This window comes from Micromonospora noduli (assembly GCF_003264365.1).
Classification (GTDB): Bacteria; Actinomycetota; Actinomycetes; order Mycobacteriales; family Micromonosporaceae; genus Micromonospora; species Micromonospora noduli.
In genome coordinates, this window is the sequence record NZ_PYAK01000027.1 from 63,749 (window position 1) to 78,856 (window position 15,108).

General features: G+C 72.0%; 16 protein-coding genes. 11 read left to right on the forward strand and 5 right to left on the reverse strand.

From position 1 onward, the window contains the following. Window positions 1–24: 24 nt before the first annotated feature. Entirely contained in the window at window positions 25–669 is a 645-nt protein-coding gene (locus GUI43_RS20505; RefSeq protein ID WP_211326734.1) for a GrpB family protein, read from the reverse strand. A 144-nt stretch (window positions 670–813) separates the two neighbouring features. Between GUI43_RS20505 and GUI43_RS20510 the strand changes: the two genes are divergently transcribed. From GUI43_RS20510 to GUI43_RS20525, 4 genes are read left to right on the forward strand one after another with little or no spacing between them, the layout of a single operon-like run. Then, a complete protein-coding gene (locus GUI43_RS20510) occupies window positions 814–1,686 on the forward strand; it encodes an AraC family transcriptional regulator (RefSeq protein WP_112699546.1) in 873 nt (290 codons plus the stop codon). A 20-nt stretch (window positions 1,687–1,706) separates the two neighbouring features. Further along, window positions 1,707–2,042, forward strand: a complete 336-nt coding sequence (locus GUI43_RS20515; RefSeq protein ID WP_112699547.1) for a PadR family transcriptional regulator — start codon at window positions 1,707–1,709, stop codon at window positions 2,040–2,042. Further along, window positions 2,036–3,070, forward strand: coding sequence for a hypothetical protein (locus GUI43_RS34320; protein WP_211326735.1), 1,035 nt, complete (start codon window positions 2,036–2,038; stop codon window positions 3,068–3,070). The genes GUI43_RS20515 and GUI43_RS34320 overlap by 7 nt, the downstream gene beginning before the upstream one ends. A gap of 31 nt (window positions 3,071–3,101) precedes the next feature. After that, window positions 3,102–4,058 (forward strand): hypothetical protein, encoded by a 957-nt coding sequence (locus GUI43_RS20525; protein ID WP_249037800.1) that lies wholly within the window; start codon window positions 3,102–3,104, stop codon window positions 4,056–4,058. Window positions 4,059–4,061: 3 nt separating this feature from the next. Here GUI43_RS20525 and GUI43_RS20530 read toward each other — a convergent pair whose 3' ends face one another. Together GUI43_RS20530 and GUI43_RS20535 are read right to left on the reverse strand one after the other, a co-directional pair. Further along, window positions 4,062–4,559 carry an NUDIX hydrolase gene (locus GUI43_RS20530; protein ID WP_112582642.1) on the reverse strand — a complete coding sequence of 166 codons (498 nt, stop codon included), beginning with the start codon at window positions 4,557–4,559 and terminating at the stop codon, window positions 4,062–4,064. Between the two features lie 59 nt (window positions 4,560–4,618). Then, window positions 4,619–5,893 (reverse strand): M48 family metalloprotease, encoded by a 1,275-nt coding sequence (locus tag GUI43_RS20535; protein WP_112699548.1) that lies wholly within the window; start codon window positions 5,891–5,893, stop codon window positions 4,619–4,621. Window positions 5,894–6,059: 166 nt separating this feature from the next. Here GUI43_RS20535 and GUI43_RS20540 point away from each other — a divergent pair, with 166 nt between their 5' ends. From GUI43_RS20540 to npdG, 4 genes are all read left to right on the forward strand, one after another. Then, window positions 6,060–6,263: a hypothetical protein gene (locus GUI43_RS20540; protein WP_091409533.1), complete on the forward strand. Its 204-nt coding sequence runs from the start codon at window positions 6,060–6,062 to the stop codon at window positions 6,261–6,263. 83 nt (window positions 6,264–6,346) lie between these two features. After that, window positions 6,347–7,180 carry a histone gene (locus tag GUI43_RS20545; protein ID WP_225855220.1) on the forward strand — a complete coding sequence of 278 codons (834 nt, stop codon included), beginning with the start codon at window positions 6,347–6,349 and terminating at the stop codon, window positions 7,178–7,180. 80 nt (window positions 7,181–7,260) lie between these two features. After that, window positions 7,261–8,691, forward strand: coding sequence for an RNB domain-containing ribonuclease (locus GUI43_RS20550; RefSeq protein ID WP_112699549.1), 1,431 nt, complete (start codon window positions 7,261–7,263; stop codon window positions 8,689–8,691). A 114-nt stretch (window positions 8,692–8,805) separates the two neighbouring features. Beyond that, window positions 8,806–9,504 (forward strand): NADPH-dependent F420 reductase, encoded by a 699-nt coding sequence (gene npdG, locus GUI43_RS20555; RefSeq protein WP_112699550.1) that lies wholly within the window; start codon window positions 8,806–8,808, stop codon window positions 9,502–9,504. Between the two features lie 102 nt (window positions 9,505–9,606). Here the strand turns inward: npdG and panB are convergent, their stop codons facing one another. Beyond that, entirely contained in the window at window positions 9,607–10,452 is an 846-nt protein-coding gene (gene panB, locus GUI43_RS20560) for a 3-methyl-2-oxobutanoate hydroxymethyltransferase (protein ID WP_112582644.1), read from the reverse strand. A 209-nt stretch (window positions 10,453–10,661) separates the two neighbouring features. Next, window positions 10,662–12,419, reverse strand: coding sequence for an NAD+ synthase (locus tag GUI43_RS20565; protein ID WP_112699551.1), 1,758 nt, complete (start codon window positions 12,417–12,419; stop codon window positions 10,662–10,664). 284 nt (window positions 12,420–12,703) lie between these two features. On the opposite strand from GUI43_RS20565, the gene glnA reads away from it, so the two are divergent. The 3 genes from glnA to GUI43_RS20580 all read left to right on the forward strand — a co-directional run. Next, entirely contained in the window at window positions 12,704–14,053 is a 1,350-nt protein-coding gene (gene glnA / locus GUI43_RS20570) for a type I glutamate--ammonia ligase (protein ID WP_091409557.1), read from the forward strand. 89 nt (window positions 14,054–14,142) lie between these two features. Then, a complete protein-coding gene (locus GUI43_RS20575) occupies window positions 14,143–14,568 on the forward strand; it encodes a DUF350 domain-containing protein (protein WP_112582646.1) in 426 nt (141 codons plus the stop codon). 114 nt (window positions 14,569–14,682) lie between these two features. After that, window positions 14,683–15,108, forward strand: a 426-nt coding sequence (locus GUI43_RS20580) for a helix-turn-helix transcriptional regulator (protein ID WP_146765936.1), incomplete at its 3' end; no start/stop codon positions are given.

Sequence of the window (15,108 nt, forward strand, 5' to 3'; positions counted from 1 at the left end):
CCGGCAGAGTGACCGCCAGGATTATCAACCGTCGGCCCGGATGGTTCCGCCCGGCTGCTCGGCCTTGGCTGCTGACGCCGAGGCGGCGAAGATGCGCGCGTAGATCTCGTCGCTGACGTCGTTCTTCGCCAGGCTGTAGTCGCGGGGCCGGTGCGCGGTGTCCCGCGCGAGACGGCGCTTGGTCGCGGCGTACCGCTCCCGGTCGTGCGGATGCGAGCGCAGCCAGTCGCGGAACAGCAGGTGCCGGACCGGTTCCGGCGCACCCTGCGGCCAGACGTGCAGGTTGACGTCCTCGGCGGGGCTGAGAAGCATCCGGTGCCCGTGCCACCAGGGCTCCCGAAGGACGAGCCGGTACCCGAGCCGTTCCAGGGCGGGGAGATAGCCGGACTCCTCGGCGGTGTCCCCGATGACGAGGTCGACGTCGATGACAGGCTTGGCGGCCAGCCCCGGCACCGCCGTCGACCCGACGTGTTCCACACCGATGATCAGAGCACCCAGCGCCTCGGTGAGTGACGACCGGACGGCGATGAACCGCTGCGCCCAGGCCCTGTCGTACTCCTCGATGACGACGGACTCCCACGTCCGTGGCGGCTCGCCCACCAGGCCGGCGTCGACCTGTTCGGGGGTGCCGTGGAAGCGCTGCACGACGTTCTGCGGATACTCGGCCACGTCCAACCTCCTCGGGAAGCAAAGTCCGCCAGGCTACGACACGACGACCGGTGCGGCCGCACCCGACCGATGCGGGCATCGGATGTCGGGTGGGCGACCGACCCCGCGACCTAGCGTCGGTACTCGAAAGGGAAGGAGGCCCGGGTGCTGGATCGGCTCAACGAGGCCATGGCGTACATCGAGCGTCACCTCGACCAGAAGATCGAGGTGGCCGAGCTGGCGCGGATCGCGCTGACGTCGGAGTACCACTTCCGGCGGCTGTTCTCCGCACTGGCCGGAATGCCGCTGTCGGAGTACATCCGGCGGCGTCGGCTCACCGTCGCCGGTGCGGACGTGCTGGCGGGGGAGCGGACGTTGCTCGACGTCGCGGTGCACTACGGCTACGGCTCGGCGGAGGCGTTCGCCCGGGCGTTCCACGCCGTGCACGGCGTGGGGCCCGGAGAAGCCCGGCGTACGGGGGCAGCGCTGCGCGCCCAGCCCCGGATGTCCTTCCGACTCACAGTCGAAGGGAGCGGCAGCATGGAGTACCGAATCGTCGACAAGGACGCGTTCGCGCTGGTGGGGCGCAAGGCCCGGGTCCCGCTGGTGCACGAGGGGATGAACCCGGCGATCGTCGCGTTCATCCGGAGCATCGACAAGGAGACGACCGAGCGGATCGAGGCGCTCTCCGATCAGGAGCCGAAGGGAATCGTCAACGTCAGCGACAACCTCGCCGACAGTCGGCAGGAGGGCACCGAGCTGGACTACTGGCACGGGGTGGTGACCAGCGCCGCGCCGCCGGAGGACCTGGACGCGCTGCCCGTGCAGGCCGGGTCGTGGGCGGTGTTCACCACCTCCGGTGCGTTTCCGCAGGCGGTGCAGTACCTGTGGCGTGACGTGTTCACCCAGTGGTTTCCGTCCAACCCGTACCGCAGCCGACCTGGACCGGAGATCTCCCGGGTCCGGGTGTCGGCGGACGGCACCCAGGCGGACGCCGAGCTGTGGATCCCCGTCGAACGGGTAACCACCCCTATGTAGAGTTCCGATACAGTGGTCGGATGCGGATGACCATTCCGGTCGCGAAGGTGCTCGCGGCGCTGCTCGCCGAACCCGACGAGCAGCGCTACGGGCTCGATCTGATGCGACTGACCGGCCTGCCCAGCGGCACCCTCTACCCGGTGCTGCACCGGTTGCAGGGGGCCGGCTGGCTGGCCGCCGACTGGGAGGCGATCGACCCCGTCGCGGCCGGCCGCCCGGCCCGGCGCTACTACCGACTGACCGCCGTCGGGGTGATGCAGGCCCGCCAGGCGCTCGCCGACCTGCGGGCCGCGATCCCCGACGGTGGCCGTCGCTCGTGGGGCGGCACCGAGCCCACCGGGGCGCCGGCGTGGTGACCCGCCGGGTCGCCGAGCTGCTGTTGGAGTTGGCCGCGCGTCGCTGGCCGGCCGAGGTTCGCGACGACCTGCGCCGCGAGTGGGCCGCCGAGCTGCACGCCCTCGCCGAGAGCGGTCGCTGGACGACGATGGTGGGCTTCGCGGCGAGCCTGGCCGTCAGCCGCGCCGGCGCCCCGATCGTCGACCGCACAGTGATGCGCGGTCGGGCCGGCCGCACCGTCGCCGCGCTACTGCTGTCCCCGATCGCCTGCGTCGGGATCGTGGCCCTCGGTGTGTTGGCGCTGTTCTCCGTCGACTCGTTGCTGGTGCGGGCGAGTTGGGTGGAGCGGGCGCAGAGGCCGATCTGGGCGGCGTTCACCATCGTGCTGGCGGTCGTGCTGGCGGTGTTCGCCGCCCGCTGGGCCCGGCACAACGCACTCGGCGGCCCACTGCGTATCGCGCTCGGCGTGGTGCTCCCGGTCGGTACGGCCGTCATCCTGTTCGTGTACGTCGTCAACTTCAGGTACGTCGTCAACGCCGAGGGCCTGGCCGACGCCGTACCCGGTCTGCTGTTCTGGTTGGCCGGCCTGACCCTCGCGCTCTGGGCCGCGGCGAGCCTCGCCGCCCGGGGTCGCGTCCGCGCCGCCTGGTGGGTGGGCGTCCTCGGGGCACTCGTCGCCGCGGACCTCGCGGTGATCCTCGTCATCGTCGATGCGTACCCCGCCGGATTCGGTGCTGGGCCGACGATCGAGGCACGGGAGCGCGTCGACCCGATCTCCGCGCCGCTGTGGCTCTTCGCCTGCTGGACGGACTGGAACTTCGGCCTGCCCCGGCCGATCGAGTGGGAGATCTTCCTGATCACCAACCGGGTGTTGATAGAGCCCATGCTCTACCTGGCCTGCACGCCGTACGCGCTCGCGTACACCATCCGGGCGGCCCGGTTCGCGCCCACCGCGCCGGTCGCTCTGGTCCAGACGCGCAGCGACACGGGCTGGACGTACAAGGCGAGCGGAAAGCCCCATCGGGGCACCCGATCGGCGAACGGGTGAGTGCGACGCGAGCAAACACCGGAGCGCCGCCATGGTGACCCGTCGGATCGCCGAGCTGTTGCTGGATTTGGCCGCGCGCCGTTGGCCGACCGACGTCCGCGACGACCTGCGCCGCGAGTGGGCCGCCGAGCTGCACGTCCTCGCCGAGAGCGGTCGCTGGACGAAGATGGTCGGCTTCGCCATGAGCCTGGCCGTGAGCCGGGCCGGCGCCCCACTCCTCGACCGCAGCATGATGCATCGGCGGGCCCGCCGCACCGCCGCCGCCCTGCTACTGGCCCCGCTCGCCTGCGCCGGGATCGTGGTCGTCAGCGCGCTGGCCATGAGTCAGGTCTACAACGTGCTGTCGATGCGGGTGAGCTGGTCGACAGCGGCGCAGTTGCCGCTCTGGTCGACGCTGACAGTCGGCTTCGCCGTGCTGTTGGCGAAGTACACGTCACGGTCGGCCCGGCACACCGCACTGAAGGGCCCGCTGCGTATCGCGCTCGGCGTGGTGCTCCCCGTCGGTGTGGCCGCACTCGGGCTCATGTCCGTCATCAACGGCAGTGTCTTCGGCAGCTTCGTACCCGGTGTGCTGCTCTGGTTGGCTGGCCTGACGCTGGCCCTCTGGGCTGCGGCGAGCCTCGCTGCCCGGGGTCGGGTTGGGGTCGCCTGGTTGGTTGGCCTCGTCGGCGCGCTCGTCGCGGCCGACCTGGCCGTGATTCTGTTCGTGCTCCAGACCATTCCGGGGCCCGGCGCCGGTCCGGTCGACCCGATGACACCCGACAGCGTCGACCGGATCTCCGCGCCGTTGTGGCTCCTGGTCTGCTGGACCGACTGGAACTTCGGCCTGCCCCGCCCCACGTCGTGGGAGATCTTCCTGATCACCGACCAGTTGTTGCTGGAGCCGATGTTCTACCTGGCCTGCACGCCGTACGCGCTCGCGTACACCATCCGGGCGGCCCGGTCGGCCCCCGCCGAGACGGTCGCTCTCGCGCCGACCCCGGTGTGAACCTCAGTCGGGTACGTCGTCCCACGTCGTACCCGGCTCCAGGTAACCGGCCAGCTGGTTCTCGCGCAACGCGTACGCGATGACCAACAGGGCGTGCTTGTCCAGCTCGGGCAGCCGGTCCAGCGGGAACCACCGCACGGCCAGCGACTCGTCGTCGTTGACGCGGGCGGTGCCGGCCACCAACCGGCACAGGAACCCCAGGTTCAGGTAGTCGCAGCGGTCCCCATTCGGGTACGTGTGCGGGTGCGACACGGCGCTGGACATCCGCACCGGCGCCACCTCCAGGCCCGTCTCCTCGCGCACCTCGCGGACCAGCGCGGTGGCCGGCTGCTCGCCCGGCTCGACGAAACCGCTGACCACCGACCAGCGCCCGTCGTCGGCTCGCTGGCCGAGCAGCAGCTCACCGGCGTCGTTGCGGACCACCGCGCTGACGCTCGGCAGCCACAGCAGGTCGTGACCGACGTGCTTGCGCAACCCCACGATGTAGTCCGGAATCGCCATCCGGCGATCATAGGCCGCGACCGCTCTGCCCAACGCCGCCCGAGGGCCCGCGTCGGGCGTCAGCCCGACCAGTTGACCGTACGGCGGAAGCGCTCGTACTCCTTGCCGAGTTCGGCGTCGATCCGCTCCATCCGGGCTTCGGTGAGCACCACCGAGGGATCCTGCCATGCGCGCCCAGCGAGCAATTGGCGGCGCAGTCCGGTCGGTGGGTGAGCGGCGAACAGCGACGCCTCGTCGCGGACCGACAGTTGCCGCAGCAGCGGCAACTGGTCGTTCCTGGCCGCACGGGACTCGGCCAACGCGGAGCGCCAGCGGTCCGGGCCGTGTCCCGCCCGGCTCTCCCGACGCACCGCCAACGCCAGCGATTCGGTGGCGAGCAGGGTGTCGAGGAAGTCGGTCGCGGCGGTCGTGCCGGCCGCCCGGGCGGCCAGTTCGTCGGCGAGGTACTCGGCCCGCTGGCTGTCCCGCAATGCCACAGTCACCAGCAGCAGGTACGCGACGAACAGCACCCGCGACACCACCCACTGGAACGCGCGGCCCAGCGCGTCGCCCAGCATCTCCACCAGCCCCGCCCCGACGCTGGTCCGCACCGGCCGGAACAGGTCGGCCGCCGAGCCGAGCATGGTGAACGCGGGCTGGGTCAACAGGCCCCGGCGCGGGTCACCGTTGACGAAGTGACCGAGCTCGTGGCCGAGCAACGCCACCCGGCCACCGGCGGGAAGCGAACCCCACAGCGGAAGCCCGAGACCGAGCACCTTCCGCCGCCGCAACCCGACAGTGCCCGCGTACGCGTTGATGGTGTTGTCCACGCCCACCACGTCCGGCGCAGGCGCCCCGACAGCAGTGGCCACCTCGTCGATCAGGCCGAACAGCTCCGGCGCCTGGTCGCGGGTGAGCACCTCCAGCTCCGGGTCGAGGCGACCGAACCGGGGCCGCAACGCGATCGCCAGGCCGACCATCGCCACACCCGGCACGATCGCCAGGTTGGGAAACGGGAACGCCACGATCAGCCAACCACCGACGACCGCGAGCGCGAGCACCGCGGCGATCAGGAGCAACGAGGCTGCCGCGGTGAGCGTCCGGGCGGCTTCGGATCCATTGGTGCCCAACGGTCGCCCAACCAGTTGGGTGAACTGCCGCCTGGTCGCCCGGAACGCGATTCGGTAGGTCCACCGGTCGACCCAACTCCACCCGAACTCGCGTTGGCGTCGTGCCGGGTCATAGGCGTCCAGATTCCATTCGCAGCCGGGACACCAGGGCAGCGCGTCGCGTACCGATGCCGTCGTCGCCGGACATCCCGGGCACGCCCCCGTGCCGGTCACCGTATTGATCACGAGCGCAGATCATGCCTCAGCCCTGGATTGCACCGGAACTGACTGTTCGTCCGACCCTATTTCCGCGTTCCGCCCCGACGAACGCAATGCATATCTACTGTGGAGATCGTCGGCGACTTGTGCGATCCGGTGGCGGCCGGCCGGTTCGCGGTGCACAGTGATTCCCATGAGCGACAGCGGACGTGGTGGGCAGTTCTACTGGTGCACCCGGCATCACCGGGTCGAGACGGACTCCAACGTGTGTCCGGCGAAGCACGTTCTCGGCCCGTACGACTCGGCGGCCGACGCGGAGAACGCCCTGCAACGAGTGCAGGAGCGGAACGAGGCGTGGGATGCCGAGGACGCCCGTTGGGCCGGGGACGACAGATAGGCGGCGCGGGACGGCTCGCGCCGAGGTATTTCGTGCTCCGCGAGGACGCACGCGAGAGCACGTCCCCCGAGGAGGGAACCACGATGGCCGAAGCACAGCAGGCCACCAAGCGCCCGGCCGCCCGACGCACCACCGCGAAGAAGACCGCCGCGGCGGAGCGGAACACGGCGGCGAGCCGGACCACCCCCGTGCGCAAGTCCACCACGGCTGCCGCGAAGGCACCGGCCCGCAAGGCCGCCGGCGGGGCGGGCCGCGCCCCGGCCAGGAAGACCACCACGGCGGCCACGAAGGCCCCCGCGAAGAAGGCCACGACCAAGACCACCGCCGCGGCCAAGAAGGCCCCCGCGAAGGCCTCGGCCACCACCCGCAAGACGACCACCGCCGCCAAGCGGGCCCCGGCGTCCACCGCGCGCAAGACCACCACCGCCGCGAAGAAGACCACCGGTACGGCGAAGAAGACGGTGGGCGCCGCGAAGAAGACCACCGCCGCGGCGGCGAAGAAGACCACCACCGCGGCGAAGGCCCCGGCGCGCAAGACCACCACCGCCGCCAAGGCCTCGGCGCGCAAGACCACCACCGCGGCGAAGGCCCCGGCGCGGAAGGTGGCGACCAAGGCGTCCGCCGCCAAGAAGACAGCGACGAAGAAGACGGCCGCGGCGAAGAAGACCGCGTCGACCCGCCCCAGCGGCGGCGCGCGCAAGGCTCCGGCGAAGAAGGCCCCGGCCGCGAAGGTGACGGGTACCTCGTCGACCACCGCCCGCAAGGCGGCGGCGAAGAAGGCCCCGGCGAAGAAGACCGTCGCGGCCAAGGCGCCGGCCCGCAAGGTGACCGCCCGCAAGACTCCGGCCCGCCCGGTCGCCGCCCGAGCCACCGCCCCCAGGGGGGCCCGCAGCGCCGCCCGCAAGGCGACCGGCTGAGCGGGGAGCATCCCGTCACCGGGCGGATTTCCGGCCGGTCACCGGAAGCGGATCACCCGTGGCGCTGTCAGGATTGACCCGTGGTCATCCGACGCGTACTCGCGCCCCGCATCGACTTCGGCGCGTTGCGCCGCGAACTCGGCCTGTCCGAGGAGTTTCCGGCCGACGCCCAGCGTGAAGCCGACGAGGCGGCTGCGGCACCGCCGCAGCCGCCCGTCGACCGCACCGACATACCGTTCGTCACTGTCGACCCCGCCAGCTCGCGGGACCTGGACCAGGCGATGCACCTCAGCCGCCGCCCGGGTGGGGGCTACCGCGTGCGGTACGCGATCGCCGACGTCGCCGCGCACGTCGCCCCGGGCGGGGCGTTGGAGGCGGAGACCTGGCGGCGGGGGCAGACCATCTACCTGCCCGACGGCAACGTGCCGCTGCACCCGCACACCCTCAGCGAGGGTGCGGCCAGCCTGCTGCCCGACGACGACCGGGCCGCTGTGGTCTGGACCATCGACCTGGACGCCGACGGCGGCACCGTGGCCGTCGAGCTGGAACGCGCCCTGGTCCGCAGCCGCGCCAAACTCGACTACACCGGGGTGCAGGCGGCAGCCGAGGCCGGGCGGCTACCCGACCCGATCGCGTTGCTGCCGGAGATCGGCGACCGACTGACCGCCCGTGGGCTGAGCCGGGGCGCCATCAACCTGCCGCTGCCCGAGCAGGATCTGGAGCCCGACGGTGAGGGCTGGCGGCTGGTGCTGCGCGCGCCGGTGCCGATGGAAGAGCACAACGCGCAGATCTCCCTGCTGACCGGGATGGCTGCCGCCGACATCATGCTGGCCGGCCGGGTGGGTCTGCTGCGGACGATGCCGGCGCCCAAGCCGGACGCGGTGCAGCGGCTCCGGGCCGCCGCCGCGCCGCTGGGCGTGCACTGGCCGGACGACGTGGGCCCGGGGCAGGTCATCGCCGGTCTGGACGCCGCCCAGCCGCGCGCCGCCGCGTTCATCGACCAGGCGGCCGAGCTGATGCGCGGTGCCGCGTACACCGCCTTCGACGGGGAGCTGCCGGAGCAGCCGGAGCATGGTGGCGTGGCGGCCGCTTACGCCCACGTGACGGCCCCGCTTCGGCGGCTGGCCGACCGGTACGCCACCGAGGTCTGCCTGGCCCTGCACGCGGGCCAGGCGGTGCCCGACTGGGCCCGTGCCGCGTTGCCCCGGCTGCCCGAGGTGATGGCGAGCACCGACCGGGTCGCCTCGGCGGCCGCTCGTGGCGCCGTCGAGCTGGCCGAGGCGGCGGTGCTGGAGCACCGGGTGGGCGAGACCTTCGACGCGGCCGTCCTCGACGTCGACGCCCCACCCAATGGCAAGTCCCGGCCCCGACCGCCCGGTGGCACCGTCGCGCTTGACGCCCCGCCGGTACGCGCCCGCTGCCTCGGCCAACTGCCGCTCGGCGAACGGGTCCGGGTCCGTCTGGTCACCGCCGATCCGGCGGCCCGTACCGTCCTGTTCGAGCTGGCCTGACCGGGCCGCCGTCTGGCCCTGTTCTCGCCCGCTGGCGCGGTCGCTCACGTGCAGCGGGGATTCTCACAGCGCTCGGCGCTGCTGACCGGCCGAGCGGTTTGCGAGGATGAGGCCATGGCATACGACGCGAGCACGCTGCCCGACGTGTCCGGGCTGACGGTCGGCATCATCGGCGGCACCGGCGACCAGGGGCGGGGCCTCGCCTACCGGTTCGCGCGGGCCGGCCAGACGGTGCTGATCGGATCCCGGTCGGCTGAGCGGGCCGCCGAGTCCGCGGCCGAGATCGCCGCCCTGCCCGGGGTGCCGGCCGGCGGCAGCGTCGTCGGTGCGGCCAACGACGAGGTGGCCCGACGCAGCGACGTGGTGATCATCGCGGTGCCGTGGGACGGGCACGCCGCCACCGTCGCCGCCCTCGCCGAGCCGCTCGCCGGCCGGATCGTCGTCGACTGCGTCAACCCGCTCGGCTTCGACAAGCAGGGCCCGTACGCGCTGACCGTCGCCGAGGGCAGCGCCGTGCAGCAGGCCGCCGCGCTGCTGCCCGACTCCCGGGTCTGCGCCGCGTTCAACCACGTCAGCGCTCCGCTGCTGGCCGACCCCGAGGTCGACCGGATCGACCTGGACGTGCTGATCTGCACCGAGGATCGCGAACTGGTCGACATCGTCGGCGCGCTGGCCGCCCGGATCCCCGGCATGCGGGGCATCTACGCCGGCCGGTTGCGCAACGCCCACCAGATCGAGGCGTTCACCGCCAACCTGATCGCCATCAACAAGCGCTACAAGGCGCACGCCGGCATCCGCGTCACCGACCTCTGACCCGAGCGGCGTCATCCACTCCGGTTTCGTGAAAGCGGGGTGTCCCGGTGCCCGGGACACCCCGCTTTTGGCAAAGCCGAGTGGATCACGCCGTGCCCGGTCCTAGAAGGTGTGTTCGGCGGCGGGGAACTCTCCGCCGCGGACCTCGTCGGCGAAACGTCGGGTGGCGTCGGTGAGAGCGCCGGCCAGGTCCGCGTACCGCTTGACGAAACGGGGCGCCTTGCCCGTCCGCAGCCCGGCCATGTCCTGCCAGACCAGCACCTGCGCGTCGGTGTCCGGGCCCGCGCCGATGCCCACAGTGGGGATCGGCAGCTCGTGGGTGATCCGCTTGGCCACCTCGCCGGGCACCATCTCCAGCACCACCGCGAAGGCCCCCGCCTCCGCCACCGCCCGCGCGTCGGCCAGCACCTCGTCGGCGGCGTCGCCGCGACCCTGCACGCGGTAGCCGCCCAGTGTGTGCTCGCTCTGCGGCGTGAAACCGATGTGCGCCATCACCGGAATGCCGGCGCCGACGATCGCGGCGATCTGTGCGGCGTTGCGGCGGCCGCCCTCCAACTTCACCGCGTGACAGCCGCCCTCCTTCATGAACCGGACGGCGGTACGCAGCGCCTGGGCCGGACCCTCCTCGTACGAGCCGAACGGCAGGTCACCGACGATCAGCGAGTGCCGGGTCGCCCGCACCACGGCCCGGACCAGCGGAAGCAGCTCGTCGGCGGTGATCGGCAGGGTGGTCTCGTAGCCGAACACGTTGTTCGCGGCCGAGTCGCCGACCAGCAGCACCGGAACACCGGCCTGGTCGAAGATCGACGCCGTGTACTGGTCGTACGAGGTGAGCATCGGCCACCGCTCGCCGCGCTCCTTGGCGGCCATCAGGTCGCGGGTGCGGACCCGTCGGGTGGCCGGGCCGCCGTACAACGCGGTCACCTCGTGCGGAGTGGACTCCACCATCTCTGTCTCCCTTCCTCGAGGCCGCCTGCGCGGTCCCCGGGTTCCGTCGCGATCGTCGCACCGCGAGACGGGCTGACGGCAGGGCCCAGTGCAAGATGTCACTCCACCAGCGCGCGGCCGCCCGACCTGGCCACCCGGGACCGCGCCGCGAGGTCACCGCCCGGCGGCGCCGGGCCGCGCCACCGACCCGGCACCCCCAGGGGTACGGCTCAGCCGTGCTCGCGCCACCGGTTGGTGATCGGCAGACGGCGGTCCCGGCCGAACGCCTTCATGGAGATCTTCGTGCCCGGCGCCGACTGCCGTCGCTTGTACTCGGCGGTATCCACCAGCCGCAGGACCTTGTCCACGATCGCCGGGTCGTGACCCGACTCGACCAGCCCGTCGCGGCCGAGGTCGCCGTCGACGTAGCCGATCAGGATCGGGTCCAGGACGTCGTAGTCGGGCAGGGTGTCGCTGTCGAGCTGTCCCGGACTCAGCTCGGCGCTCGGCGGCTTGCCGATCGAGTTCTCCGGGATCGGGGCGGTCTCACCGCGCCGGGCCGCGTCCCTGTTGCGCCACTTCGCGAGCCGCCAGATCAGCGTCTTCCAGACGTCCTTGACCGGGTTGAAGCCGCCCACCGAGTCGCCGTACAGGGTGGAGTAGCCGACCGCCAGCTCACTCTTGTTGCCGGTGGTCAGCACCAGGTGGCCCTCCTGGTTCGACAGCGCCATCAGGATCACGCCACGAACCCGGGCCTGCAGGTTCTCCACTGCCACGCCGGACAGCGACAGGTTGGCCAGGAAACCGTCGACCATCGGCTGGATCGGCTCGACGCGGTAGTCCAGGCCGGTGCGCTTGGCCAGGTCGGCGGCGTCCTCCCGGGAGTGCTCCGAGGAGTGCTGGCTGGGCAGCGACACCCCCACCACCCGGTCCGGTCCGAGCGCGTCGACGGCGAGCGCCGCCACCACCGCCGAGTCGATGCCGCCGGAGAGACCGAGCACCACCGACGGGAACCGGTTCTTGTTGACGTAGTCGCGCAGACCCAGCACCAGCGCCTGCCACACCTCGGCCTCGTCGGCCACCGGCTCGATCAGCCCGCCGGTGGCGGCCGGGCCGGACGGCGTGGGCGGAATGCCGTCCGCCGTGCTGTGCACGATCCGCATGCCGTCGGCCACCGTCTCGCTGGTCGGCGGGGTGGCGGCGGCCGGCAACTCGACGTCGTGCACGAGCAGGTGTTCGACGAACTGCGGTGCCCGGGTGAGCAGCTCACCGTCGGCGCTCACGATCATCGAGTCGCCCTCGAAGACCAGCTCGTCCTGGCCGCCGGTCATGTTGACGTACGCGATGGCGGCGCCCGCCTCGGCGGCCCGGCGGCGGACCAGCGGCAGCCGGATGTCGTCCTTGTTCAGCTCGTACGGCGAGCCGTTGATGTTGACGACCAGGCCGACGCCGGCCCTCCGGGCGGCGGCGAACGGACCGCCGGCCTGCCACAGGTCCTCGCAGATGGTCAACGCGACGTCCACGCCGCCGATCCGCACCACTGTCAGCTCGTCACCGGAGACGAAGTACCGGTCCTCGTCGAAGACCCCGTAGTTGGGCAGGTGGTGCTTGAAGTAGCGGGCGGCCACGACGCCCCGGTGCAGCAGCGCGGCGGCGTTGCGGGCACCTCGGCCCGGCTCGGCGTCCCCGCTGACCTGCGGCGGACCGTCGGCGTCCAGGTAGCCGACCACGACCGGCAACTCGCCGAGACCGTCGGAGGCCAGGTCGGCGGCCAGCCGCTCCACGGCGGCCCGGGACGCGGCCACGAAGGAGCGCCGGAAGACGAGGTCCTCGACCGGGTACCCGGTCAGCATCATCTCCGGGAAGAGCACCAGCTGGGCACCGGCATCGGCGGCCTGGCGAGTCCAGCTGCGGACCAGGTCGGCGTTTCCGGCGATGTCGCCGACGCTCGGGTTGACCTGGGACAGGGCGAGACGCAGGGTGGGCATGCCTTCATCTTGCCCCAGCCTCGTCGCGACAATCCGTACCCTCCGACGAGATTGCCGCCACCCGCCACGACGGGCGCCCGCGAGGCCGCGGCGGCAGGAGCTCGGCCGTCCTGACGGCGGACGCGGCGGCACCGTGGGGGCCCGCGCTCGCCGGGCGGGACACGAGGGGACGGCCGGCGGCAGTTCGCGTAACGTCTGCGTAACCAGGCCCGGGAACACTGGGCGATCAGGTCGGGTACAGCCCGGCCAAGGCGGACAAAAGAGTGTCGCGAGGGGTTGGGGAAGTGGACCGTCAGCAGGAGTTCGTCCTCCGCACGCTGGAAGAGCGGGACATCCGGTTCGTCCGGCTGTGGTTCACCGACGTTCTGGGCACGCTCAAGAGCGTTTCGGTGGCCCCCGCCGAGCTCGAGGCGGCCTTCGAGGAAGGCATCGGCTTCGACGGCTCGGCGATCGAGGGCTTCGCCCGGGTCTTCGAATCGGACATGGTGGCCATGCCCGACCCGACCACCTTCCAGGTCTTCCCCTTCGAAGGTGGGGTCAGCGGCGAGAGCGCCCGGATGTTCTGCGACATCCTGCTGCCCGACGGCGGGCCGTCCTGGGCAGACCCCCGGCACGTGCTGCGCCGCGCGCTGTCCAAGGCAGCCGAGAAGGGCTTCACCTTCTACACCCACCCCGAGATCGAGTTCTTCCTGCTCGAAAACGGTCCGCAGGACGGCTCGGTGCCCACCCCGGTCGACACCGGCGGCTACTTCGAGCACACCACCCACGCCGTCGCCCGGGACTTCCGCCGGCAGGGCGTACTGGCGCTGGAACGGATCGGCATCTCGGTCGAGTTCAGCCACCACGAGGTCGCGCCCGGCCAGCAGGAGATCGACCTGCGCTACGCCGACGCGCTCACCACCGCCGACAACATCATGACCTTCCGGCACGTGGTCAAGGAGGTCGCCCTCTCCACCGGTGTGCAGGCCAGCTTCATGCCGAAGCCGTTCACCGACCAACCGGGCAGCGGGATGCACACCCACCTGTCGCTGTTCGAGGGCGAGCGCAACGCCTTCCACGACAGCGGCGACCCGATGAAGCTGTCCAAGGTGGCTAAGTCGTTCATCGCCGGTCTGCTGGTGCACGCCCGGGAGTACACGGCGGTCACCAACCAGTGGGTCAACTCGTACAAGCGGCTCTTCCCGCAGCACCTGCCCGACCGGATCACCGAGAGCCCGGCGTACGTCTGCTGGGGTCACCTCAACCGGTCCGCGCTGGTCCGGGTCCCCGCGTACGGCAAGCCCAACTCGGCCCGGGTCGAGGTCCGCTCGCTGGACTCGGCGGCCAACCCGTACCTCGCCTTCGCGGTGCTGCTCGGCGCCGGCCTGAAGGGCATCGAGGAGGGGTACGAGCTGCCGCCGGGCGCCGAGGACGACGTCTGGTCGCTGACCAGCGCGGAGCGGCGCGCCATGGGCTACGAGGCGCTGCCGGAGAACCTCGCCGAGGCGATCGACGTGATGGCCGGCTCCGAACTGGTCGCCGAGGTGCTCGGCGAGCACGTGTTCGACTTCTTCCTGCGCAACAAGCGGGCCGAGTGGGAGCAGTACCGCCGCGAGGTCACCCCGTACGAGCGGCAGCGCTACCTGGCCCTGTAGACGCAGGGGCTGACGCCGTTGCGCGCTGCCGCTATCGTCTCGATCACCGCGCCGGTACCCCTCCGGGCGGAGAGTCGGGAGGCAAGTCGGTGCTGGAGGATCTGTTCAGCGGTGCCTGGCAGAGCGTCGTGTTCGGGATCGTCGGCGTCGGCCTCATGGCCGCCGGCTTCGGGCTCGTCGACCTGCTCACCCCGGGCCGGCTGCGAGACCTGATCTGGGTCGAGCGCAACGCCAACGCGGGGCTGCTGCTCGCCGCCAACCAGCTCGGCATCGCCGGGATCGTCTTCACCGCGATCCTGACCAGCTACAGCGACTTCGGCAAGGGCCTCGCCTCCACCGTGGTCTTCGGACTGGTCGGGTTGGCGATCATGGCGCTGGCCTTCGTGGTGCTGGACCTGCTCACCCCCGGCAAGCTCGGCGAGGTGATCTGCTCACCCGAGCCGCACCCGGCCGCCCGGGTCAGCGCCGCCACCCACTTCGGGGCCGCGCTGATCGTCTGCGCCTGCATCGCCTGAGGCGGCTGTCCGCGTCGCTGTGCTGGCGGCTGTCTGCGTCGCTGTGGCGGTTGTCCGCGTTGCCGCGCGGGCGGTTGCTGGAGGGCGTCGTACCCCGGTCGTAGCGTGCCGGGCATGAACCGCACGGATCGCCTCTACGCGCTGGTCGAGGAGCTGCGGGCGGTGTCACCACGGCCGCGCAGCGCCCGCTGGCTGGCCGCGCGCTTCGAGGTGAGCAGCCGGACCATCGAACGGGACCTCGGCGCGTTGCAGGAGGCCGGGGTGCCGATCTGGGCCGAGCCCGGGCGCACCGGCGGCTACGTCCTGGACCGCGCCCGCACCCTGCCGCCGGTCAACCTGACCGCCGCCGAGGCGGTGGCGATGGCCGTGGCGCTGCACCGGCTCGCCGGCTCGCCGTTCGCCGGGCCGGCCGCCACCGCGCTGCGCAAGCTGGTGGCGGTGCTGCCGGCCGCCGACGCCGCCGAGGCACACCGCCTCGCCGGCCGGGTGCACCTGATCGGCGACGGGCCGGCCACCCCCGTCCCGGCCACCGTCGCCCAC